This is a genomic window from Succiniclasticum sp. (assembly GCF_056977735.1).
Genome location: NZ_DBMCWA010000008.1, coordinates 85847 through 107782, shown reverse-complemented (window position 1 = coordinate 107782; position 21936 = coordinate 85847). Strand labels below are relative to the sequence as shown.

The following is a 21936-nucleotide window of genomic DNA, read 5'->3' as shown; positions in this document are numbered from 1 at the left end:
GCTGCGGCCGTATTTGTAATACTCAAAAATATCTTTCACAACACGCGCTGTGTACGGTTCCGGAACCATCCGTCCCTCACGGTACATATACCCGTAGCAACACCTGTTATATAAACGTGAATCCGGATTCTTTAGGCTCTCCCGAATCCCGAACTTGATGTTCTTGGATTTGAAGTAACTCTCTTCCTGGGCAACGCCACCCATCACAGCAATGATGTGATCGTTAGCGGCCGTCTTCGTATCCAGGTTCTCCACCTCAAAGTAGACATAACCGCCGACATGGCGGATGTCATTTATGGCGCTCATTACGGTCACAGTGTTCCTGCCGAAACGCTGGATGCTTTTCACCACCACGATCTTTATCTTCCCCGCTTTCACGTCATCCAGCATCCGGTTGAATTCCGGGCGCTTGTTCTCCGATGTGCCGGTGTAAATATCGACATACACGTCTTTCAGATACGGCAGACAGTCCCACCCCTGCACAGTCTTGATCAGGCTTGTTATCTGGTTGGAAAGACTGCGCAACTGCCGCTGTTCCGACGTGCTTACCCTGCAGTATATCCCGATACCCGCTTTCTGGAGTTTCAGCTCTTTCAACCAGTCCGGAATCATAGCAATCCTTTTTACCTTCGGCGTGTCCATCTTATCACCCTCTCGTTTTTGACTACACTTCATTATATCACGGCCTGTCAAAAACGAGACAAAAAAAACGTTCTGACAAAAACCGATTGCCAGAACGCGTTTTAGCGATTCCGATTATTTATTTACTGAGATAAACGTGAATTTGAAACCTCAAATTGTGTAGGTAGTTATACCGCCTCATAGGGATTTAATAAAGACCTCCGAAACCGTTGAAAATAAAGGATTTTTCGCACCCTGCTCACCTTATCCCTTTATACGATTTCACACCGTTTTACCCTTGCTCCGAGAAGTTATAAGGGCAAAAGCAAGGGCAGGAAAAACTGATAACAAAATATAACAAGGTGTGGCAATCGGGAAACTGTGATGTATGTGCGAATATATGATTTTGGAGGATTACAAAATGGAACAGTACATCTATAACGAGCAAAACGGTCTTTGGTATGAGCAGCGGGGCGATTATTATATCCCCTGCTTGGAATTACCAGCCGAAAAAGCAGAACGGTCTATCGGCGTATGGGGGCAGCGGCATTTGCAGTATATCCGTGAGCATAAAAAGGCGTTTTATACCAGCCTTTTGACAAGCGGCAAGCTGCAATCCTATCTTGCCGATGTTGAGGAACAGGCGCAGGAGCTGTTTGACCGTCTTATGAAGCAGCGGGTGGAGTGTGAGGGCATTACCGAAACGCTAAAAGCCGACAATCAAATGGAGTGGGTGCAGAGAATGAATGCCCTGTGGGCGGCGGTTACGGAAACCGTCAATGCAGAGGTGATCTTCGTATGAGAAAGAAGAAATACCACCTTTATTTGACGGCAGAAGAAAGACGGTATGTTTTTAATGCCCTGCTTGCGTACCGCAATAAGCTGCTGGCGCAGGGCAGATATACAGACCTTATGGACGAGGTAATGATAAAGCTGCAAAAATGAGCCTGCAACGCTTTCAAACACAAAAACGAGGGGCAAGGTACAAACACCTTGCCCCTCAAAGTTTAGGTCCTGAAAACGGCTTGAAATCAGGCTTTTTTACCTCTAAATGTCCACGCAGCGAGGTAAATGGTTTGATTGGAATACCGTTTTTAGTATAACAGTCGTGCCGTCGAAAACAAGCAATGCAACACTTGCCGGAACAAGTGAAAACAAATCGCACCCAATTTCTTACTTAATCTTTTTCATCAGTATAACTGTCCTTTTCCTCACCCTTTTTGCTTTCTGTCCGTAATTGCTTTTCCAGTGCCGACTGCTTAGCAAGGATCGCATTCACCTTGTCGTACAGATCCTCGATCATAATCTCGGTTTTCAGATTGACCTTGTAATCGTTTTCAGCTCTGCGGCGGTCCTTTTCCTCCTGACGGTTTTGGCTCATCATGATCAGCGGTGCCTGGATCGCGGCGATACAGGACAGCACCAGATTCAGCAAAATGAACGGATATGGGTCAAATGCCCGTGCAGCCATCAGCGTGTTTACAACCATCCACAGCACCAGTCCGCCGGTAAACGAGAAAATGAACGCCCAGCTTCCGGCGAACTTTGCAATGGCATCCGCCGCCCTCTGTCCCAATGTATACTTTTCTTTTCCGCTTTCGGGACTGACCGAAATCTTGCTGTCGGCTAGCAGGTTCAGTACCTCTTCATCGGTCATATCATGACGGATGTCCTTGAGCACTTCTTTTAATAGCTTTCTATTTTCTTTCATATCAGTTATTCCTCACTCTCGGCTTTGTTCATCGTATGCAGAAAGAAATCGGGACCCTTTTCTTCAAACAGAAGCAGAGACACACCGAGTAGCAAGTCGGCGTGTACAGCCGAATCATCCAATGGGATAAGAAAATCATCCTGCATCCTGTGAATGCGGTAAAGCACCGTATTACGATGTGTGAAAAGAGCGTCACAGGTCTTTTTCAGCGATCGGCAGCAGGTCAGATAGTGATAGAGCGTTTCGCAATACTGTGTGTCATTCTCTCTATCATGTACAGCCAGCGCCCGGATCTCTTTCGCAATCAAATCACTGCGCCCCTCTATATTCTTCAGCAAAAGCGGTGTGCGGAGCTGCGCTACCATACAGACGCTTCCGCCGTGAAAGCGATAATCCATCATCAGCTCCAGCGCTTCATGGGCTGTGCGGTAGAGGGCAGGCAGCTCAAACAGGTCGCAAAGTCCATCCGACATTACCACTTTTAACCGGAACTCCTCCGCCAAAGCAGAAAAGCCATTGAAGTCTTTCGTCCCATGCAAGAACAAAAATATATCTCCTCGATAGAGAAACGAATGAGACTGTGGGAATCTTGCCCTGAGTTCATCCTTCAGATGCCGCTTTCCAAGATATTCATTGTGATAGGCCGTCAGATCGATCAGAGCAAAACCTGTGGGGTGAAAATCCGCAAGATAAGTGCCTGATGTCTGCAAGTAAAAATACGGTGCAGAGGAAAACCCGCCATCTAAAAGGTGCATCAGAATATCCTCTGCCGTTTCGAATGGCTTATCATGTCTGCTGATTTCGATGAACGCCTGCTTTGCCAAAACCTGCTCGACCGTATTCCATGTTTCCGGTGGGATGTTTTGCAGATGGTCATCTATATCTACACAAATAAGATAACCCAGCCGCACGCCGGAGCTGATAAGCGGCGCAAAACGGCGTCGGTATTCACTGCCGTCCAGCTTCACATAGTCTGCTTTCCCGGCAGACAGCGCATCACTCTGGCTGATAACCGCACCGGCTTCATAGGTGATCTGCCCCTGCCGAACTGTCTCCTGAAAAAGCGGATCGGTAAAACCGAGCGGTCGGTGATGCGCCGTAACATGAAAAGTATCGTCCAGTACCAGAAGTGGACATTCCAGCAGCGCGCCAGCATCAACCGCCAATGCTTTCAAATCGTCCTGTGCAAAAAACTCTGCCAAAAGTACATCTGTACTATAGCGCTTTTGCCGTTCATTTTCCATCGTCTCAGCTCCTTCGCTTGTGCGGAAAGCACAAGCGGTTTTTTCTTTATTATACTGCCGGTCCGTTGCTGTTTCAAGTAGAGAGCACTATAATATGGTCAGAAATTGAGAAAAGGAAATGAAAGGCTGGTGCAAATGATGATGGCTTCAAAATCCATGAAAGTTCTAAACATTATAGCAGGTGTGCTTTTGATTGTGGCTGGCATCTACTGTTTGTGCAATCAGGACATTGCAGCAATGACCGCAGGCGTAATGGTCGGCATCTTCATGCTGCTTTCCGGCGTGATTGAGATCGTTGTCTTTGCCACGACAAGCGGCTTGTTGTTCGGTTCCGGTTGGCTGCTGCTGGACGGCGTGCTGACGGTGATCCTGTCCCTGTTCCTGCTATTCAATCAGTGGTTTACAATGATGTCGCTTCCTTTCCTGTTTACATTGTGGCTGCTGTTTTCCGGTATCTCGCGCTTCGTCAGTGCGTTTGATTTGCGAGCCTTTGGTGTTCGCGGTTGGGGGTGGATTTTAACCATCGGTATCATTCTGATGGTTGCCGGATTCATCTGTATGATGGATCCGTGGGTGAGTGTTGCGGCGATCGGTCTGACGGTTGGACTGGCATTCCTGCTGGAGGGCATCAGTTCCATCGTTTATGCCTGCATCCCGCGAAGCAAGTAAGCAATGCTTGACTGCAGTATCTTCTGCAAGGCAAAGCTTTTATATAGTATATAGATAATAATTATCAAATCGAATGGAGGAATTATTATGCTGCCCGTAGTGTATGGTGAAAACATGTTCGATGATTTCCTTGAGAACGGCTTCTTTGGTTCTCACAACCCGCTGTTCGGTAAGAACGGCAGAAACCTGATGAAGACCGATATCCGTGAGACGGATGATGCAAAGGCTTATCGTCTGGCGATTGATCTGCCTGGCTTCAAGAAGGACGAGATCAGCCTTGACCTTAAGGATGGTTATCTGACCATCAGCGCCGAGAAGGGTCTGGACAAGGACGAGGAAGACAAGAAGGGACGCATCCTGCGCCAGGAGCGCTATGCCGGTTCCTGCTCCCGTAGCTTCTATGTCGGCGATGTGAAGCCTGAGGACATCAAGGCAAAGTATGAGTCCGGCGTTCTGACTGTGCTGGTTCCGAAGGAGGACATCAAAAAGTCTCCTGTCAGCACCGCCATTACGATTGAATAATATGTTCTAACCAAGGCCTGCCGCCTGCGTTGTGCAGACGGCAGGCTTTTTCATGAGGCGATAAAATGAAGCAAGCGATTTCACTCAATGGCGTCATTGATATGCATGTTCATACGGCGCCGGATATTTGTCAGCGCACTTATAACGACTTGGAGCTGACAGCCGCTGCCGTTCATGCTGGAGCAAGAGCGATCGTCATCAAAGGACACCATTGCTCTACTGTGGCGCGTGCGGCGCTGTGCAACGCCTATAACCGAACGGCATTTGACAGCAATTCATTTGTCATGTACGGCGGATTGGTTCTAAATTATGAGACGGGCGGACTGAATCCCAAAGCGGTACAAACCGCCCTTGAAATGGGCGCCAAGATCATTTGGCTGCCGACAGTGGACGCGGAAAATGACTGCCACAAGCACGGCAGAAGCGGCGGTATTCGCATGACGAATGACCGAGGTGTACCGCTTCCGGAGTTGCGCCGCATTTTCACGCTTATCAAGGAGTATGACGCCGTTCTTGCTACCGGTCATATTTCTCCGGAGGAAATTCACTGTGTCGTAGACAGCGCCCGCAACATCGGCGTACAAAAGATCGTGATCACCCATCCGGAATATTGGGTCGTGGATATGAGTCTTGAAGACCAACAAGAACTGATTTCAGATTACAATGTCATTTTGGAGCGTTGCTTTATGCAGCCGCTGAAAAATGGTCAGTGGATCAGCAATGCAGAGCGTAACCTTAAAGCCATACGGAAGCTCGGAGCAGAGAGCACGATCCTATCCACCGACTGCGGCAATCCCGCAATGCCGCCGTGGGAGGAATCTATGCGGCAGTATCTGCAGTTTATAGCCGACCACAATGTCAGCCCGGAAGAACTGCGAAGTATGACCAAAACCACGCCCACACAGCTCTTGGGACTCACGGATATTCTGGAATAAATGAAAGATACATTGTGCATTTGGCACAATCTGTTTTTCTTCTATTGTACTGACGGTTTCTTGTGCTTACAAATGAAAAAGCCTAAACTGTAGATAGTTGAAAAAGACTAAACAGTCTTATGGAGGAATGAATCATGAAATGCGAAAATTGTGGCAGGAACGAAGCCAACTTCGTATATCGCAGCAGTATCAATGGCAGAACAGAAGAACATCACCTCTGCCAAGCCTGTGCCGAAAAGTTAGGCTATACTCGGAGGTTTTTTGACCAGCGGCCGTCCGTGATGGACAGCTTCTTTGGAAATAATAGCTTCTTTAGCTCCATGCCGTCTTTGATGGGGCGGATGCTGGAGAGTCCTTTTGATGATTTCTTCGACGAAATGCCCGCCATCGGCGCAGCTCCGGTGCAGGAGGTTCAGAAGGAGCGGAAGGATAACCTGATGAGTTGTGAAGATCAGAGCCGTTTTTCCTACCTGCGTCAGATGAATGCATTAAAGCATGCACAGAAGAAGGCTATTCACGAAGAAGACTTTGAGCGCGCCGCTCAACTGCGGGACGAAATTCACAAGTTGGAAGAAACTCATAAGGAAGCTGAAGCGTCCAAAAAAGATGATAAGGATCGCAATTAAAGCGTGCATCTAAAGAATAGACACACTTCACAATCAAAGAGAGGTATTGCATTATGGATGAAAATAAATTCACTCCCACTGCGGAAGAAGCTTTACAACTGGCTCAGGAGGCTGCAGGCGAACTGGGTCACGGTTACATGGGTACAGAACACCTGCTACTGGGCTTGATGCGTGAGGACGAGGGACTTGCCCATACGGTTTTGACAGAGGCCGGTCTGACGGATGATCTGCTCACGGAAATGATACGCAAAGCCGCCGGTTCCCGCCCTGCGGACAACAGCGGTTCTGCCCAGAACCTGAGCCCCAGAACGAAGCATGTACTGGAGATCGCCATGGAGGATGCCATTCGTGGCGGCTATGCCTATATTGGCACAGAGCATCTGCTGGCTGGTATTCTTCGTGAGGGCAACAATATGGCAGTCCGTATTCTTCGGTCTGCCGGTGTGGACGCTCGCCAACTGTATACAGCATTGATGGATAAACTCAGCGTTGCATCCCACGCTCAAAGCAGCAGCACCCCGGATGCCGGAGGCAGCGAGGGGAGCGGCAAGAATAAGACCTTGTCGGAGTTTACCCACGATTTGACAGCTGACGCCAGAACAGGAAAATTGGATCCTGTCATTGGCCGTGATAAAGAGATCAAGCGGGTGATCCAGATACTGTCCCGCCGCAGTAAGAATAACCCCTGTCTTATCGGTGAACCCGGTGTCGGCAAGACGGCCATTGCCGAGGGACTGGCTCGGAAAATTGCCGAGGGTAAAGTGCCGGAAAAGCTGCTGGACAAAAAGCTGCTCTCTTTGGATCTTACCGGCATGGTAGCTGGTGCTAAGTACCGCGGCGAATTTGAAGACCGTATCAAGAAGGTAATGCAGGAGGCTAAAAAGGACGGCAACATCATCCTTTTCATCGACGAGCTGCACACCATTGTCGGTACAGGCTCCGCTGAGGGAGCCGTAGACGCCGCCAATATTCTGAAGCCGGCTCTCAGCCGCGGCGAGATCCAGGTCGTCGGTGCAACAACTTTGAATGAATACCGCAAGTACATCGAAAAGGATGCCGCGCTGGAGCGTCGTTTCCAGCCGGTTACCGTAGGTGAGCCAAGCCAGGAGGCCACACTGGAGATTTTGAAGGGCCTGCGGGAAAAGTATGAGCAGTACCACGGTCTGCACATTACCGACGAAGCCCTGAAGGCTGCAGTGGAACTCTCTGCCCGATATATCAACGACCGGTTCCTGCCGGACAAAGCCATCGATCTGATGGATGAGGCTGCCAGCCGTGTGCAGATGGAGGAAGAAGAACCTTCCGAAGAACTCACAAGCCTTGAAGAGAAGCTCAACGCTCTTGCCGCAGACAAGGAAGCCGCCATTGCGGTACAAGACTTTGAGAAGGCTGCCCAACTGCGGGATACGGAAAAGGACTATAAGAAACAGTTGGAGACCGAGCGCAATAAGCGCCGCAAGAGCAACAAAGAGCACCGGGATGTAAGCGAAGAGGATATTGCCGCTGTTGTGTCCGACTGGACCGGCGTCCCTGTGACACGTCTTACCGAGGACGAAAGTCAGCGTCTGCTGCATATGGAAGATACACTCCACAAACGGGTCGTGGGTCAGGACGAGGCCGTAAAGGCTGTGGCTCGTTCCATTCGCCGCGGTCGTGTCGGCTTGAAAGATCCCAAACGCCCCATCGGCAGTTTCCTGTTCCTGGGCCCTACCGGTGTTGGCAAAACGGAACTGTGTAAATCTCTGGCAGAAGCCATGTTCGGCGACGAAAACGCCATGATCCGGATCGATATGTCCGAATATATGGAACGGCATACTGTGTCCCGTCTGGTCGGTTCGCCTCCCGGATATGTGGGTCACGATGAAGGCGGTCAGCTGACAGAAAAGGTGCGCCGCAAGCCCTATTCCGTTGTGCTTTTCGATGAAATCGAAAAAGCGCACGAGGATGTGTGGAATATCATGCTCCAGATTCTGGACGATGGCCGTATCACCGATTCTCAGGGCCGCACCGTTGACTTCAAGAACACCGTCATCGTCATGACCAGCAACATCGGTGCAAAGGTACTTACCGATGCCGGATCCAAGCTGGATTTTGAAACAGGCGACAAAAAGGCCGAGGCGGATGCCGACAAGGCATATGAGCAGGCCAAGGAAACCGTTCTGGAAGAGTTGCGCCGCACCTTCCGTCCCGAGTTCCTGAACCGTATCGACGACATCATCGTGTTCCGTGCTCTGACCGAGCAGGATATCGAAGAGGTTGCCCGTCGGATGCTCAAGACCGTGGCGGGCCGTATGGAGTCCATGGGTATCCATTTGGATGCTTCCGAAGAAGCGGTGAAGGAGCTTGCCAGAGAAGGATTTGATCCCAAATATGGCGCACGTCCATTGCGCCGAGCCATTCAGAATAAGGTGGAGGACGCCGTGGCTGAGAGAATGCTGGATGGCACCCTCAATACCGGCGATACCGCCAAGTTGGCTGTAGAGGACAACAAACTGGTTGTAACCAAGTGACATCTCTCATAAAGGCTTTGAAGCTGCTATCAATGCGGTTGTTCGTGGAAAAGAAACCCGCAGCGGGAACGCCGATACCGATAAGCCAAATGACGGCCAGACCGGCGATACCACTTCTCCGCAGACCGGCGACGACAGCAATATCGCTCTTTGGATGGCGTTGATGTTGGCTGCGGGCGCTGCCCTGACCGGCACAGCCGTTTACAGCCGCAAGAGAAAATACAGCAGATAAATCCATATATAACCATGCGCCCCGTGACTTTCTTCCACGGGGCGCATTCTCTATGTATGCACCGCAGGAAGCCTGCGGTGTTGTTTTCGATGTGAAAGCTATCGTTCCATGTCGTGGGTTTTGCGTTTTGGCTTTTGACTTTTGCCCTCCGCCTGAAGCTGGCGCAGGCGTTTCAGTACGCTCTCCCGCCCGGGCGGCGCTGACTGTTCTTTTTCGGCGGGTTTTCCTTTTTCCCTGACCTTGCGTTCCCACTCGGCAAGCTCACGGTTGTAGTTCTCTACTACGGCCTCCGCCTTGCGGTAGGTTGCCATGAACGCCTGCACATCGGGATAGCCGTCCTTTTTTAAGATTTCGGGCAGTGCTTCCAGCATGGCGGAGATTTTTTCCTCCGTCCGCCGGATTTTTGCTTCCAGCTCTTTCCGCTCCCTGCCTTTGAAAATACCCTTTGTTTCGACAAGCTGCGTTTTCAGCCCGGGGACTTCCTCCTGCAAGCTGCGGATTTCCCTTGCTCTGTCCTGCACCCGTATCATCAGCTTCTGCATGGTGTGAAACTCCGCCATATCCAGATTGAGCACCGGCTTGGGCGGCAGCTCCGTCTGGCGTATCAGGTTCTGCAAAAACTCCTTCGCTTTGTTTACGATACAGCGGAACAGGTTGGGCAGCCAACCATGTGCCTTAATGGACTGGCTTGCTTTTTGATGGATTTCCTCTTTCTTGACTTCCAGTATCTTTGCCTCCTCTATCCCCGACACAAGCGCCATATCCGCCGTCCTGTTCCACTCCTGCCTTGCGGCGTTATCCGCTTCCATCTCGGCAGCTTTGGGATTGTTTTTGCCGATCTTCTTGGTCGGCAGATAGATACTGTCGGGATTGAACACCCGTAAATGCTGCTCAGGATCGGCGATATGCCGGTTGATCAGGGCGGTGTAATTCCTCTTGACTTCCTCTAAAAACGGCTCGCTTTTGAAACGCCCGTCCTTTACCGTGAAAAGGTGCTGTTCGTAAACGCCCCCTTTCGGAATAACGGTGCAGCCTTTCCGTATCTGCCCGTCCTCTCCCATAACCTCTTTTTTTGTGCGTACCCGTTTGCCCGTTTCGTCAAAGAATACGCTGCGGGTCGCAATCTTAACCTCCGGCTCGGCAAGCAGCCGCCGTTCGCTGAAGATGAGGTGGATGTGGTAATTGGTCTTTCGCTTGTTGTGATGGAGCGCCGACACGCATTCCACATCATACCGCCTGCGGAATTCCTCCGTGAAATCTTTCAGCACCTGCTGCGGCTCGTATTGCGTGTAGGTTTCGGGCAGGGCGATAATCAGCTCCCTTGCTTCAATACATTTACCCTCTGCGCCGCTTCTCTGAAACTCCTGCTGGCTTTCTCTTGCGAGGTTGCTCCAAAAGGAATGGTCTGCGGTGCGGTAGGTGGCATAGAGGTTTTCCTGTTTGGCGTGGCTTGTGATATACGATATTCTTCCCCTGACATTGGACAGCTTTGACATCTGGATAAAGCTGTGGCGTGTCATAAATCATCTCCGTTTCTGTTTGGTAAAATGCCTGCCTCATTTTGCAACCGGCTTGCCGGCTGCGGCTGTTCCGACGGCATTTGACAAAGGAGCAGCCAAAGAAAATTGCGGTAGCAATTTTCTCTGTATCACAGCGGCGGCAGCCTTGCAAGCGGTGATACAGGCTCCCCGCAGGGGCGAAATACCCAGAGTACAAACCGCAGGTTTGTGCGAGGGGTGTATTTCGCTCTCAAACGCCGAGGGCTTTGGAGAACGGTCATTCCACTTTTCGTACATCATTGGGATTTAGTAAATTCCTGCCCTGATTGACCGTCATAAAACGCTCCAGTGTATCCCTGCGGATAATGGTCTTACGTCCGACTTTCAGAACAGGCAGTTTGCCCCAGTCCACCAGTTTTCGCATTGTGTTCCTACCGATACCCGTACATTCTGCTGCTTCCTCGATAGTTAAACCCATTTTAATTGCTGTCATTATACATCTCTCCTTTCAAAATACTCATTTTGCAACCCTGCAATTATCATTATACTTATTTTGCTATTTCTTGTCAACTTATTTTACAACCCATTAAGATTGTTTTTTAACTTTTATCGAAAAATAGTTGCAAAATAGGTTTTGATATGCTATACTTGTATTCGTCAGGAGGTGAAAACCTTGAAAAAAGAAATTACATTCACCGCAAAACAGGTTGGTGAACGAGTGAAAGAACGTCGAACAGAATTGAATCTTACAATGCCGGAACTCGGCAAGCGTATCGGAGTGAACAAGTCAACGATACAGAGATACGAAGCAGACGGCGTAGACCCAAAGAGAACAATGATTATCAATGGACTTGCAGAAGCACTGCTTACCACTCCTGAATGGCTCACAGGTCTTTCAGAAGATAAGGAATATGACAGCAGAACGCTTTGTGAAAAGGACTTGGAAGAACATATCAAGAAGTACATTGATACAGTGTCTACGGTTGTGAATGGCGAACCGCACCAACAGCTCCTTACCACATTTCTCGGAAAGATGATTGATTTGTATTCCGTTCTCTGCTACCACTTCTCCGACGCTATGGCAGAGGTTGACCGTGTGGCAGAAGATGAAGGACTGAAACAGTCTCTCCGCAGATATGCGATTGAATCGGGAGCGATTACAGAGCGAGTTTACCATAAAGAAATGGAAGCACCGATTGAGGATATGAAACGATTCTTAGACGGAATTTTACATATCTACGATGAAGGACGCACCGCTGTAAAGATGGGTGACCTTTTCGGGATAGTAGCGGAAGCCGAAGCAAGGCTTGCCGAAAAAGAATAATTCCGTGGCTCTTTGACAATGAAAAAGCCGATTAAACAATCGGCGGATGTGACACTATTTACTTTACGCACACCATACGTCACAGTTCCGATTGCCACGGATAGAAAGGAGACTATTTATCAATGGCAAAAGGATCTGTAAGAAAAAAGGGCAAAAAATGGTACTACCGCTTCTATGTAGAAGATGAAAGCGGAAAGATGGTACAGCGTGAGTTTGCAGGCACAGAAAGTAAATCCGAGACGGAAGCATTGCTCCGAAAAGCAATGGAGGACTACGAAGCGAAGAAGTTTGTGGCAAAGCCTGAGAACACCACTGTGGGTATGCTGCTTGATATGTGGGTGGAAGAAGAACTGAAACCCGGCAATCTGAGCAACGGTACAGTAATGGCGTATATGGGAACAGTGAGCAGGATAAAGAAATATCCTATCGGAGACAGAAAGCTGAAAACGGTCACTGCGGAACATTTACAGGCATTTATGGACGTCCTTACTTTCGGAGGACAAAACCCTGACGGAACGACAGCAAAGGCACTCAGCAAAGGGTATCTGAGACTGTTCTCAGCAGTATTGCAGGGAGCGTTCCGATTTGCGGTATTCCCGAAGAAACTGATTTCCTTTAATCCTATGCAGTATGTGGTATGGAGAGGAAAGAAAGAGGAATACGAACTGTTTGCAGACGAGAACGGCGAAGTTGACAATGCTCCTACCATTGACCATCAGCAGTTTCTGATGTTGGAGGACTTTCTGAAAAAGAAAGACAATCCTGCGTTGCTCCCGATGCAGATAGCCTATTACACAGGACTTCGTATCGGAGAAGCGTGTGCATTGACTTGGCAGGACATCAACCTTGACGGACAGTACCTTACAGTACGACGCAGTATGCGATACAACGGGCAAAGGCACAAGACAGAGATAGGTGCTACCAAACGCAAGAAAGTCCGTACCGTGGACTTCTGCGACACTCTGGCAGATATTCTCAGAAAGGCAAAGACGGAACAGCACAAGAACCGCTTCAAGTATGGAGACCTCTATCACCTCAACTACTACAAAGAGGTCAAAGAGAAAGATCGTACTTACTATGAAGTCTACAGCCTGCCGAGAACGGATGAAGTTCCAGACGGGTACAAAGAAATATCATTTGTCTGCCTGAGACCTGACGGAGCATACGAGTCACCGAGTACAGTTGGTGTTATGACAAGGTCGGCAAAAAAGAAACTGGAAGGATTTGAGGATTTCCATTTTCATATGCTGAGACACACATTCACAAGCAATCTGCTCTCCAACGGTGCAGCACCAAAGGATGTGCAGGAACTGCTCGGACACTCTGATGTAAGTACCACAATGAACATCTACGCTCACTCTAAGAGGGAAGCGAAACGAACTTCCGCAAGACTGCTTGATAAGGTGGTCGGGGAAGCCTAAACAAAAAGTTTCCCTTGTTTCAGCTCATAAGGGCAAAAACAAGGGAAACTGCATAAGGTAAGAACATTAAAATGCCGATTTTCCTTGAAAATACAAGGGTTTCGGAGGATTAAATAGATAAACTGGAATTTGTCGGCTAAACGATACTCCATTTTCGCCGTATCGTATGCCATAAAAGACAAGTCTGTGCTGTAATATAAACAAAGAAAAAAGCACCGCTTGGTTTACTGGCACTGGCTCCGCACGAGCCGTCGACCAGCAAAGCAAGGATGCTTTTTTTAAATCCATTATAGTAGTAGATGAAACGAAAATCAAGACGGAAAAGGATTTGCGTTATACGATACTCCGTTTTCGCCGTATCATTCAACAAAATCTGAAACAAGTTCTATGATATCTGCCGGAGTTGTAACTACATCAATGGTATTTCCCTTGGCATCATAATACTCAACTTCAAAATGTGTGCCGTCATATTCCAATACAATTGTTCCCTCAGTACCCAAAGGAAGTCCGTTAAATTCTCTCTTAAGCTTTACAACATCTAATTCTTTCAATTTTAGCCCTTCTTCTCATTGAACAATCAGTATTAGACACTACACTTCGATTTGTACGATTATCATCGACTCACTTAATTATAACAAAACAGCCGCAGAAAAATCTACGGCTGTTGAGCCAAATCAAGAGTTAGAATATAGCCTGTCCGGATGTTAATAATCCTGTACGCAGAAACGTTTTTGTTTTCAATCCGATAGAAAAAGATATTGATGTACTGTTTTATTTCTGACAAGTCATGCAGTGCTTCCGGGGTATAGCAAAGTTTCATTCATCTTCCCCCCAGACGATCCGATACCTCTTCTTCCGGAATCCACCCAGTTTCGTTCTTCACGCTGTCTTCATCTTTTTTTCAGCTCTTTCATAAGCTGCGCGGCAGTCTGTTGCTCTGTCTTAGTAGCTTGGCTAATTATAGCATAAATTCAGCATCTTCAATTCAAGCTTACCAGAGAGAATGCAGATTGCAGTATGCATAAACAGCCTTAGCCTCATCGCCGTCGCAAAGGGAAAAACAATCTTTTGGTTCGTTACTTGCCTTAATAATTTTCTGCGTTAATCTCAAAGTATGCCTGGGGATGGGCGCAGACGGGACAGATTTCCGGCGCGGCTTCTCCCACCACAATATGACCGCAGTTGCGGCATTCCCATACCTTGACGCTGCTCTTTTTAAAGACTTCCTGTGTCTCAACGTTGTGCAACAGAGCCCGGTACCGCTCCTCGTGGTGCTTCTCAATAGCTGCTACGCCACGGAATTTCTCAGCCAACTCCGTGAAGCCTTCCTCTTCGGCGGTCTTGGCAAAGCCCTCATACATGTCCGTCCATTCGTAGTTTTCGCCGTCAGCAGCGGCAGCCAGATTCTCAGCAGTGGATCCGATACCGCCCAGTTCCTTGAACCAGAGCTTGGCGTGCTCCTTTTCATTGTCGGCCGTTTTCAGAAAGAGAGCCGCAATCTGCTCAAAGCCCTCTTTTTTTGCCTTGGAAGCGAAATAGGTGTATTTGTTTCTGGCCTGAGACTCACCTGCAAAGGCAGCCTCCAGATTTTTTTCAGTCTGGGTTCCGGCGTAGGGGTTCTTCTTAACAAGCACCGGCTCCATAACACCGTGCTGTTTGCACCGAGGGCACTGTTCGGGCGCGGTTTCGCCCTCATAGACGCAGCCGCAGAGTTTGCATACGAACTTCATATTTTTTCCTCCTTCTTTGGTTTTCTTTGGGACGCTTTCCCCGGTTACAACAGGGAAAGCGCCGGCAAATGGTATATCTGTGTACGTTGCTATATCTCGATCCAGCGTCACGAGATCCGTTACGCTCAAATCGTGAACAGAGGTGTGCCCGGTAACCCGAGCAAATGTCTTTATTTCTTTCAGGGAGACGTTCAGGAAGTTTGCTACTCGCTGAGCCGCCTTATCCACATCCAACCGGGCGCGAAGTTCCGGCTTCTGTGTGGCGATTCCCATTGGGCAATTTCCCGTGCCGCAAATCCGATACTGCTGGCATGCGGCGGCAATCAAGGCTGCACTGGCTATGGCTACAGCGTCTGCACCCATAGCCAGCGCCTTGGCGAAGTCAGACGATACACGCAGCCCGCCTGTGATAATCAAAGAAATATCGGACTGCACAGCATCAAGATACTTTCGGGCACGACTCAAAGCATAGATTGTCGGAACGGAAGTGGACTCCCGGAGCAGAAGCGGACTGGAACCCGTAGCGCCGCCGCGCCCGTCGATGGTGATAAAGTCCGGTTCCGCATATATACAGTGCTCCAGATCCTGCTCGATATGCCCAGCCGCAATCTTGATGCCGATCGGACGGCCATTTGAGCGCTCCCGGAGCATCGTGACCATGGCCTTCAAATCCTCTTTGGAACAGATTTCCGAGAAGCGGCTGGGGCTCTGAATATCCTCTCCTGGCTTTTTCCCCCGTAGCGCAGCAATCTCCGCCGTAACTTTTTCTCCAGGCAGATGCCCGCCCATACCGGGCTTTGTGCCCTGTCCGATCTTGATCTCAATAGCGTCTGCACTGCGCAAATTGTCGTCCGTGACACTGTACTTGTTCGGGATATACTCAAAGATGTATTTATAAGCGGCGGCTTTCTCTTCGGGAAGAATGCCGCCCTCTCCACTACACATGGCTGTTTTCGCCATGGCGCTGCCTCTCGAAAGAGAAATCTTTGCCTCCCGTGAAAGAGCGCCAAAAGACATATGGGAAATGTAGATCGGGCTTTCCAGCACCATCGGCTTCCGGGCATGTTTGCCGATAACGGTCCGAGTTTCCACGGGGTCATGATCCAGCAGCGGCGGCGGATTCAACTGAGCCCCCAACAAAAGAATATCGTCCCAGTTGGGCAAGGGCATGAGGGTTCCCATGGAACTGTCGAGACTCTTGCCGGATACCGCCATTTCATGTATTTCCTTCATGTAGCGGCTGTTTTTATCCCGGCGTTCATACTTAGGATCATAGGCCAGCGATCCTTTAGGCTTTGCTGCCGTCTCCAGTTCTTCGCCGCGGTCAACCCTCTCAAACTTGGACACCGGCTGTTTGCAAACGGGACATTCAGTCAACTCTGCCAGCTTTCGTCCTTCTTGCTCTTCGTCAAAGATTGTGCCGCAGACAGTACATTGATAGATGGCCATGGTTTGTCCTCCCTTCTTATTATTCTTTCTCTGCCTTATTTCGACAGGAAGGGCAGATATAATTAACTTTCAAATCATAGGAGATTATCTCTTCTGGAATCTGCGCCTGCAGTTGGGCTGTGAGATCGGAGAGGCGGATATCGGAGAGCGCTCCACATTTTTTACATACCAGATGATCGTGTTTTATGATTTTATCGTAACGGTCAGGATAGCCTTCTACAGAAACCTTTCTGATCTGATCCTGTTCGTAAAGCAGATTGAGATTATTATATACTGTGGCAAGAACAACCTTAGAGCTCGTAGCTTTAAGTCGCAGATATATCTGCTCCGCAGTCAGGTGATCCGAAGAGGCATTTATAATATCGAGTATCTGTTGTGCGTACTTTGTCATGATCTGTTCCAAATTAGAATTATTCTAAATCTATTTTATCTTTAAAGAAAAATGATGTCAAGACAGAAACCAGAAAATTTTCTGGTAGCAGTTGTTCATATTACTACTTGCCACGTATAAAGATGATGATAAAACAAGGCTTTCGGAGGATTTTTCTCCTATTCAAGCAGGGAAAATTCTCTCTGCCCTCTCTTACCACCGTACATGTCATTCGGCATACGGCATTTTACCGTTTTATTGTGCTATATCTTTCATGTCAGCGCTTTTAGGAATCTCAATCATCATATCAACAATATTTTTAGCCCATATTCCCTGAATGGCGGTGCTTCCGATATGACTGATCCGCACAACAGGCTGAGCAGCTAAAAGACCGGTCAGCGTTTGCCTGATCTCATTGAAGCTATCTTTCCACCGATCATCGTGCGGCACAAGAAAGATGGGAAACAATGCCCATAACTCTTCCAATGTCATTTTAGATAAATCTTTTCCCATGCCAAAGGCCTCCATAAATAAACAACGATTTGTATCAGCAATTACATCTATAATTCATTATAACAAAACAGCCGCAGAATAATCTACGGCTGTTGAAGTAAATGGTATACAAATATCACTTGTTGATTGCGGTCATTAATTTAAATATAATTTTTATATAAAATTCTATTAAAAAACAGCACTAAAACAAATCCATCCTTTTGTTCATTTCCTCCGCCAACAACAAAAGTTCCTGTACTTCAAAATCCGGATTCCTGTGATAACCGATCCCTAATTCAATTGTAATATCCCATGCTGCAGGAATACTTATCAGAGCCGGATAACTCCGGGTTGTATAAAGCAACACAACGGCATCTTCCAACATACATTTTGTAATCAGAGAGCTGTCGTAGCTTTCTATATCAATCATTCGGATCTCCGGTTCCCACTTTTGTATATAGGCACGTAATGTATCTTCAGCTTTTCCAATTCCCTTACTGTACATTATCAGAGAATGTCCACGCAGGTCAGAAAAGTCCAGTTTTCGCTTTTTAGTCAGCGGGCTGCCGTGCAACACACCAATATGCTGACGGACTTTTTTCAGGGGAAGAAACAACAAATCATCTACGTTATGATAATAGTTCATAATGTATTCAGACGTTATATCTATAGAACGATTGCGAAACTGCTCAAAAAAATACTGCAAAGCATAATCTTTAAAATGAAATTTCACTTCTGGATGAAGCTTACAATACTCGTGACATATTTTAGGCAACGTTACACCGGGTAAATTGGAAAGCGACCCAATGGTAATAGAATTCGCACCCGAACTCTGTTCCCTGCATTTGCGCAGCAATTGCTGATAAGAATTGACTATTTGAAGAGAGTGTTCCAAATACGTTCTGCCGGCGGGAGTAAGAAAAGTACCGCGATTACTGCGAGAAAACAATGGAAACTTTATTTGTTTTTCCAGCATGGAAACCTGTTCCACCAACGCCTGCCGCGAAATAAAAAGCCGATCCGCCGCCCGGGCAAAACTGCCGCACTCATCAATAGCCTTTAACCGGTTTAACAAGACTTCATCAAGCATGAGGACACCTCCTCCCATACAGTATTGTTTTTCTTAGTATTCTTTCTGATATTCTATCACTTTTTCAGACAATTTGAAACGCAGTAATATTTTATATTGTTCCTCCTTATAAAGTTGTTTTTAAAACAATTTGTCCTGTTTCGCTGTTCCGATTAAATCTTCTCCCATTCTGATTTTATCAAAGCCTTATTTAAATCACGCAAATACGGAATGGTTCTTCTCGCTTCCAGACATTTATCAATATTAATTTCAGAAACCAAAACAGCATCCCCATCCCGATCCGCTTCTTCCAGCACGGAGCCATCCGGTGCGACTATACGCGAGTGCCCGCCAAGGAACACGGTATTATCGTCTACACCTGCTCTATTCACAGCAATTACATAGATACCGTTTTCCAATGCACGGGCTTTAGACTGAATATCCCAAACGTAATAACGGGCCCGGCCAAATGCCGCAGGATAAATAATCACATTCGCGCCTTTCAATACCATCAACCGTGAAATATCCGGAAATCCGATTTCATAACAAATTTGCATACCTATGCGTAAATCGCCGTACTGAATTGGGGCTGGAACCTTGGATCCGTTTTGGAATCTAAGTTCTTCATTATCCCAAAGATGAACCTTATCATATGTTCCTAACACACCGCTTTCATCAACAGTCAGCGCCGTATCGGTAATAATCCCTGCGTTTGGAGTGACAGCCATTATGCATCCAGAGACTAAAATCTCATATCTTTTTGCCTGTGCAATCATCCACTGGCAAGTCCTTCCTTCCGGTATCTTTTCAGCCAGTTCTGTATCTCTTGTTGGAATCCAGTATCCTGTATTGAACAACTCAGGAAAAACGACCCACTTTGCACCTTTTTTCACGGCTTCCTGTATCAATTTACCCGCTTTTGCAAGATTCCCGTCTACGTTTCCCAGTTCGCAATCCATTTGAATTGCAGCTACTTTCAGTTTCATTTTATTTTTCCTCCTGTTATATTCCGGTTATTCTCTAATTTCTGTTACCTGTTAAACCCACTTCACCAAATATATTTTAATATGACAATGCAATTGTATGGAAGAACAGCTCTTCCTGCCCTTGTCAGGGAATTCCTTGCGGCAAGAATCACGAAGCGGATTATAAAAACCGACGCATACTGGCTTTGCATATACAGCTGCAGGCATTTCCCTGCAACACGCAAGTTGTTTTATTCTTCCTTAACAAGGCAGTTCATTTTACAATACAGATAGTAAAAAGGAATATTCCAAAACATCTCACCCGAAAACGAATTGATCGGCGTTTTCCTGTTTTAGAGAATGCATTCTCCTGCTAAAGCAAAAGTTAATATCAAACGCTTCTTTTTCTTCAGTCTGTAAGATTGAGCAATAGGTGGCAAAATCAAAAATAATAACAATTATTTTAGTCGAGGAGGAATTATAATGGCTAAGAAAGAAATTCTGGTTTGTTACGATATCGATATTGATGCAGTCGCTGGCTGGTTAGGTTCTTATAATGGCGAAGATTCTCCGGACGACATTTCCCGCGGTATGTTTGCAGGCGAAGTTGGCATTCCCCGTCTGTTAGACCTGTTTGCAAAATACGGTTTAAAGACTTCCTGGTCTGCTCCAGGTCATTCCATTGAAACTTTCCCTGAACAGATGAAGATGATCGTTGACGCCGGTCATGAAATTGTGTTACACGGCTATTCTCATGAAAACCCAATTGCCATGACCCCGAAACAGGAAGAAGAAGTTCTGGTAAAATGTATCGGCCTTATTGAAGATCTGACCGGTAAAAAGCCTGTTGGATATACCGCTCCTTGGTGGGAATTCTCTCATGTTACCAATGAATTATTAGACAAATATCATATTAAATACGACCACAGCTTAATGCATAATGACTATACTCCCTATTATGTGCGCGTTGGCGATACATGGACAAAAATCAATTACAAAGCTGAATCTGCGCATGAATGGATGAAACCGCTTGTTCGCGGCAAAGAAACGGATGTTGTGGAAATTCCGGCTAACTGGTATCTGGACGATCTGCCACCCATGATGTTTATTAAGAACTCTACAACCAGTTACGGCTTTACAAATCCACGTACCATCGGCCAGATGTGGGAAGATGAATTTGACTGGGTATACGCAAACATGGATTACGCTGTGTTCCCGATGACGATTCATCCGGACGTAAGCGGACGCCCGCGCGTACTGCGTATGCATGAGCATCTAATCAATCACATCAACCAGTATAATGGCGTGCGTTGGGTTACAATGGAAGAAATGGCAGATGATTTTCTGAAACGCTGCCCTCGTAAAAAGTAAAAACTGCAATCAAAAAAACGAACCGGGGGTTTATATTACCTCGGTTCGTTTTTTTTGCAGAGATTAAATGAGTTTTTACGATTAATATTTTTTTTATTATATCCAAAACAGCCGCAGAAAAATCTACGGCTGTAAACAAAACTGGAATTTGTCTTTATAGTCTTTATATATCACCAAATCCCCTGCAGATCCTTCGTATCCACAGGAATTGTTACTTCGCAGGCCCGGTCTTTCGGTAAGGCGTCATGTGTTCCTCTTACCCGCCAGTATTTCTTCCAATACTCCCACCATTTCCTCGACAAAGGCTCTATTTCTTCTTCTGATATTGAACCATTTTTGTGTACGACTTCCATCCTGTCGCCACCGGCAACGATTCCTGCATTTCCGCATTTTGCAGCAATCAGATGGTGGGCAGTTGTCAGGGTATCTGTGCCTTCAAACGGCGTTACCGGCGTCTGGTTTCTGTACCCGTCATACACTTCCTGCGCATATTCCGGATTATCAAATTGCAGTTCATAACCATCGCACTCAAAAGCCGGTATCTCATCATCATAAAACCGCTCATACCAGGGTTTTACCGTGTCCTCATCCAGGTTATCCAAAAAAACAGCAAATACATTGCCAAAGAACCGGATTGCGATCACATCCATAGTGTGGATATCCTTCTCAGGTTTCGACTCATCGTACAGCTGAACATCGCAAAATTCCAGCTGCAGCATGTCGTTTTCCATGTGCCACCATTGCCAGGCGCCTGCGTCAGATATGGCATCGGCCAATATGTTCAAAGCTGTTTCATTCATGATTTCGCTCCCCACACAATTCGCAAGTCAAAGACATCCCCGTAAAGCAAAATTTGGCGCTTAAAAATTTAGCAGCAATCTATTGCTGAGTAAAACTTAAGTGAAACACGAAAAATGAACAACATTTGTTGAGATAAATGTCGATTTGTATTACTGCTATCATTATAACAAAACAGCCGCAGAAAAATCTACGGCTGTTAGAAAAACAACAATTTTCTTCATTCTCGGCGATGAAATACCATCACCGGTTTACAAAGTGAAAAAACGCTAATTTTTGACTACTTTGACTGTCATGCTAATCCCTGGGCAGCAAAGATTTTATGCGGGTTTTGTGTAGGAATTGAATTGTGTAATAGTACACTTCCGTTCGTAGTAC

General features: G+C 47.1%; 23 protein-coding genes and 1 pseudogene. 11 read left to right on the top strand and 13 right to left on the bottom strand.

Features of this window, described 5'->3' with window-relative positions; genetic code table 11:
• Nucleotides 1–642: recombinase family protein (locus ACZOWY_RS06270; protein WP_484393808.1), on the bottom strand; the 642-nt coding region annotated here is incomplete at its 3' end.
• 400 nt (nt 643–1042) lie between these two features.
• Here ACZOWY_RS06270 and ACZOWY_RS06265 point away from each other — a divergent pair.
• Nucleotides 1043–1423 (top strand): TnpV protein, encoded by a 381-nt coding sequence (locus ACZOWY_RS06265; protein WP_186833702.1) that lies wholly within the window; start codon nt 1043–1045, stop codon nt 1421–1423.
• Complete coding sequence (locus ACZOWY_RS06260) at nt 1420–1566, top strand: hypothetical protein (protein ID WP_484393807.1); 147 nt, start codon at nt 1420–1422, stop codon at nt 1564–1566. The genes ACZOWY_RS06265 and ACZOWY_RS06260 overlap by 4 nt, the downstream gene beginning before the upstream one ends.
• 232 nt (nt 1567–1798) lie before the next feature.
• On the opposite strand, the gene ACZOWY_RS06255 is transcribed toward ACZOWY_RS06260, so the two are convergent.
• Together ACZOWY_RS06255 and ACZOWY_RS06250 are read right to left on the bottom strand one after the other, a co-directional pair.
• A complete protein-coding gene (locus ACZOWY_RS06255) occupies nt 1799–2332 on the bottom strand; it encodes a DUF1003 domain-containing protein (protein ID WP_484393806.1) in 534 nt (177 codons plus the stop codon).
• A gap of 5 nt (nt 2333–2337) precedes the next feature.
• Nucleotides 2338–3576: a PucR family transcriptional regulator gene (locus ACZOWY_RS06250; protein ID WP_484393805.1), complete on the bottom strand. Its 1239-nt coding sequence runs from the start codon at nt 3574–3576 to the stop codon at nt 2338–2340.
• A gap of 156 nt (nt 3577–3732) precedes the next feature.
• Here ACZOWY_RS06250 and ACZOWY_RS06245 point away from each other — a divergent pair, with 156 nt between their 5' ends.
• The 6 genes from ACZOWY_RS06245 to ACZOWY_RS06220 all read left to right on the top strand — a co-directional run bounded on the left by ACZOWY_RS06245 (nt 3733) and on the right by ACZOWY_RS06220 (nt 9070).
• On the top strand, nt 3733–4245 hold the full coding sequence (locus tag ACZOWY_RS06245; RefSeq protein ID WP_308452354.1) for an HdeD family acid-resistance protein: 513 nt from the start codon (nt 3733–3735) through the stop codon (nt 4243–4245).
• Between the two features lie 84 nt (nt 4246–4329).
• Complete coding sequence (locus tag ACZOWY_RS06240) at nt 4330–4767, top strand: Hsp20/alpha crystallin family protein (protein ID WP_308452384.1); 438 nt, start codon at nt 4330–4332, stop codon at nt 4765–4767.
• 65 nt (nt 4768–4832) lie between these two features.
• Nucleotides 4833–5702, top strand: coding sequence for a DUF6282 family protein (locus ACZOWY_RS06235; RefSeq protein ID WP_484393804.1), 870 nt, complete (start codon nt 4833–4835; stop codon nt 5700–5702).
• Nucleotides 5703–5836: 134 nt separating this feature from the next.
• Complete coding sequence (locus ACZOWY_RS06230; RefSeq protein WP_484393803.1) at nt 5837–6328, top strand: UvrB/UvrC motif-containing protein; 492 nt, start codon at nt 5837–5839, stop codon at nt 6326–6328.
• A gap of 53 nt (nt 6329–6381) precedes the next feature.
• A complete protein-coding gene (locus tag ACZOWY_RS06225) occupies nt 6382–8838 on the top strand; it encodes an ATP-dependent Clp protease ATP-binding subunit (RefSeq protein WP_484393802.1) in 2457 nt (818 codons plus the stop codon).
• Between the two features lies 1 nt (nt 8839).
• The gene (locus tag ACZOWY_RS06220) at nt 8840–9070 is read left to right on the top strand and encodes an LPXTG cell wall anchor domain-containing protein (protein WP_484393817.1); all 231 of its coding nucleotides are present in this window, start codon (nt 8840–8842) and stop codon (nt 9068–9070) included.
• Between the two features lie 98 nt (nt 9071–9168).
• Here ACZOWY_RS06220 and ACZOWY_RS06215 read toward each other — a convergent pair whose 3' ends face one another.
• Nucleotides 9169–10590, bottom strand: a complete 1422-nt coding sequence (locus ACZOWY_RS06215) for a MobA/MobL family protein (RefSeq protein ID WP_484393801.1) — start codon at nt 10588–10590, stop codon at nt 9169–9171.
• Nucleotides 10591–10846: 256 nt separating this feature from the next.
• The gene (locus ACZOWY_RS06210) at nt 10847–11062 is read right to left on the bottom strand and encodes a helix-turn-helix domain-containing protein (protein WP_008371081.1); all 216 of its coding nucleotides are present in this window, start codon (nt 11060–11062) and stop codon (nt 10847–10849) included.
• Nucleotides 11063–11242: 180 nt separating this feature from the next.
• On the opposite strand from ACZOWY_RS06210, the gene ACZOWY_RS06205 reads away from it, so the two are divergent.
• On the top strand, nt 11243–11893 hold the full coding sequence (locus ACZOWY_RS06205) for a helix-turn-helix domain-containing protein (protein ID WP_021419814.1): 651 nt from the start codon (nt 11243–11245) through the stop codon (nt 11891–11893).
• Nucleotides 11894–12015: 122 nt separating this feature from the next.
• Nucleotides 12016–13314, top strand: coding sequence for a tyrosine-type recombinase/integrase (locus tag ACZOWY_RS06200; RefSeq protein ID WP_484393800.1), 1299 nt, complete (start codon nt 12016–12018; stop codon nt 13312–13314).
• Nucleotides 13315–13673: 359 nt separating this feature from the next.
• Here the strand turns inward: ACZOWY_RS06200 and ACZOWY_RS06195 are convergent, their stop codons facing one another.
• From ACZOWY_RS06195 to ACZOWY_RS06165, 7 genes and pseudogenes are all read right to left on the bottom strand, one after another.
• On the bottom strand, nt 13674–13865 hold the full coding sequence (locus tag ACZOWY_RS06195) for a DUF4926 domain-containing protein (RefSeq protein WP_484393799.1): 192 nt from the start codon (nt 13863–13865) through the stop codon (nt 13674–13676).
• A gap of 534 nt (nt 13866–14399) precedes the next feature.
• Nucleotides 14400–15044 carry a rubrerythrin gene (gene rbr / locus ACZOWY_RS06190; RefSeq protein WP_484393816.1) on the bottom strand — a complete coding sequence of 215 codons (645 nt, stop codon included), beginning with the start codon at nt 15042–15044 and terminating at the stop codon, nt 14400–14402.
• 63 nt (nt 15045–15107) lie between these two features.
• Nucleotides 15108–16493: pseudogene (locus tag ACZOWY_RS06185) on the bottom strand (glutamate synthase-related protein); the annotation flags it as partial.
• 19 nt (nt 16494–16512) lie between these two features.
• Nucleotides 16513–16884, bottom strand: coding sequence for a Fur family transcriptional regulator (locus ACZOWY_RS06180; RefSeq protein ID WP_484393798.1), 372 nt, complete (start codon nt 16882–16884; stop codon nt 16513–16515).
• 234 nt (nt 16885–17118) lie between these two features.
• Nucleotides 17119–17376 (bottom strand): GrpB family protein, encoded by a 258-nt coding sequence (locus ACZOWY_RS06175; protein ID WP_484393797.1) that lies wholly within the window; start codon nt 17374–17376, stop codon nt 17119–17121.
• Between the two features lie 181 nt (nt 17377–17557).
• Nucleotides 17558–18445 (bottom strand): LysR family transcriptional regulator, encoded by an 888-nt coding sequence (locus tag ACZOWY_RS06170; RefSeq protein WP_484393796.1) that lies wholly within the window; start codon nt 18443–18445, stop codon nt 17558–17560.
• A gap of 152 nt (nt 18446–18597) precedes the next feature.
• Nucleotides 18598–19410 (bottom strand): carbon-nitrogen hydrolase family protein, encoded by an 813-nt coding sequence (locus tag ACZOWY_RS06165; RefSeq protein WP_484393795.1) that lies wholly within the window; start codon nt 19408–19410, stop codon nt 18598–18600.
• Nucleotides 19411–19872: 462 nt separating this feature from the next.
• Here ACZOWY_RS06165 and ACZOWY_RS06160 point away from each other — a divergent pair, with 462 nt between their 5' ends.
• A complete protein-coding gene (locus ACZOWY_RS06160) occupies nt 19873–20760 on the top strand; it encodes a polysaccharide deacetylase family protein (RefSeq protein WP_484393794.1) in 888 nt (295 codons plus the stop codon).
• Nucleotides 20761–20930: 170 nt separating this feature from the next.
• Here the strand turns inward: ACZOWY_RS06160 and ACZOWY_RS06155 are convergent, their stop codons facing one another.
• A complete protein-coding gene (locus tag ACZOWY_RS06155) occupies nt 20931–21560 on the bottom strand; it encodes a hypothetical protein (RefSeq protein WP_484393793.1) in 630 nt (209 codons plus the stop codon).
• Between the last annotated feature and the right edge of the window lie 376 nt (nt 21561–21936).